This window comes from Streptomyces sp. NPDC005899, from assembly GCF_040629645.1.
Taxonomy (GTDB): Bacteria; Actinomycetota; Actinomycetes; order Streptomycetales; family Streptomycetaceae; genus Streptomyces.
The window spans coordinates 1-1,648 of record NZ_JBEXWB010000655.1 but is presented as its reverse complement, the minus strand read 5'-3'; the positions used below and the strand labels follow the sequence as shown (position 1 = coordinate 1,648).

Annotated in this window: 1 protein-coding gene and 1 pseudogene; both read left to right on the top strand. The window is 75.9% G+C overall.

The window, feature by feature from the left end:
• Positions 1 to 668, top strand: a 668-nt coding sequence (locus ABZ371_RS32440) for a helix-turn-helix transcriptional regulator (protein ID WP_358686489.1), incomplete at its 5' end; no start/stop codon positions are given.
• Between the two features lie 220 nt (positions 669 to 888).
• Positions 889 to 1,648: pseudogene (locus ABZ371_RS32435) on the top strand (PucR family transcriptional regulator); the annotation flags it as partial.

The following is a 1,648-nucleotide window of genomic DNA, read 5'->3' as shown; positions in this document are numbered from 1 at the left end:
GGCTCGGACCGCTCGTCAGGCCCGGACCGAGGACGGGGCACTTCGCGACCCGGCTGCTGGCCGTGCCCTGTTTCGTGGAGGCGGCCGTCCTCTCCGGCCGTGCCGACGGTGACGCGGCCGTTCTGTCGCGGGCCGTCGAGGAGTTCGCGCTGTGGAGCGCCCGGACCACCGACCCGCAGGTGCCCGCCCAGCTGGCCCGCTGCCGGGCCCTGCTGGCACCCCCCGAGGAGGCCGCGGCGTGGTACGAGGACGCCCTGGCCCGGCACGACCGGGCCGGGGGCGACTTCGAGCGTGCCCGCACCCAGTTGCTCCACGGCCAGTCCCTGCGCCGCAGGCGCCGCACGAGGGAGGCCCGCGGCCCGCTGCGTGACGCCCTCGTCGCCTTCGAACGCTGCTCCGCCCGCGCCTGGGCCGAGCGGGCGGGCGGGGAACTGCGGGCGGCCGGGGAGGCGGTGGACGTGCCGGACCAGGGGGCCGGGGGGCCGCTGGCCGGGCTGACCCCGCAGCAGCAGCGGATCGCCCGCTGCGTGGCGGAGGGCGCGACCAACCGGGAGGTGGCCGTGCGGCTCTCGGTGAGCCCGCGGACCGTCGACCACCATCTGCGCAACGTCTTCGCCGCGCTGGGCGTCCGGTCCCGTACCGAGCTCGCCCGGCTCCTGGACCGGTAGGGGTGCCCGCCACGTCGTGCGCGCCGGGGCCGGACTCCGGCGCGTGAGGGGGAGGTTGCAGGACCGTGATGAGAGAAACCGCGCAGACCCCTAGGTACCGACCGGGCGGTATGCCATTCTGCGGTCGTCAGGATCATTCGGTGTGCGCCTGCCCGACGCCGGGCCGGGCACACACCGGGCCGGAGTGTCCGGAGCCGGCCGATTCCCGGTGGAGGCCGCCATGCCGCAGGTCGTACGTTCACGGATCAGGGCGCTGCACGGGCCGCCGCCCGTCGCGCCGGTGCCGCACCGCTTCAGGTCGCTGGCCGACCGTGAGGCCGTCGCCGTGCTGCACCGGGCGGCCCGCGTGCTGCTGGAGGCCCTCCCGGAACTCACGGACCGGCTCGTGGAGGCCCTGCGGGAACAGGAACCCGCCTACCGCACGGCGATCGAGAACGAACCCGCCGAGATCTGGCAGGAGGTCCACCACTCGCTGCGGCACAACGTCGCCTCGCTGGTCCAGCCCCGGGAGTACCGCGACGCCGCCCACCGCACCTCCCGGTGGATCGGTGAGACCCGCGCCGAGCAGGGCGTACCCCTCGACGCCGTCATGCACGCCTTCCGGATGGGCGGGGCGATGGTGTGGCAGGACCTGGTCGACGAGACCGCCCGGCGCCACCCCGAGGACATCCGGCTGCTCGTCCATGTCGCCGCGGACGTCTGGAACTTCGTCGACGAGCACTGCGGGGTGGTGGCCGAGGCCTACCGGCAGGCCGAACGGCGCCTGGTCTGGCGCCGCGAGAACCAGCAGCGCCTGATGACGGCGGCCCTGCTGGACGGCACCGCCCGCATCGCGGACCTGCCCGACGCGGCGGCGATGCTCGGACTCCCGGTGCACGGGCGGTACGCCGTGCTGGCCGTCGCCACCGCCCGCCGCGCCCCGCACGGCGCGGGCCGGCCGCCGGTGGACCTGGCCGTGGGAGAGCCCGTCCTCTGGCACA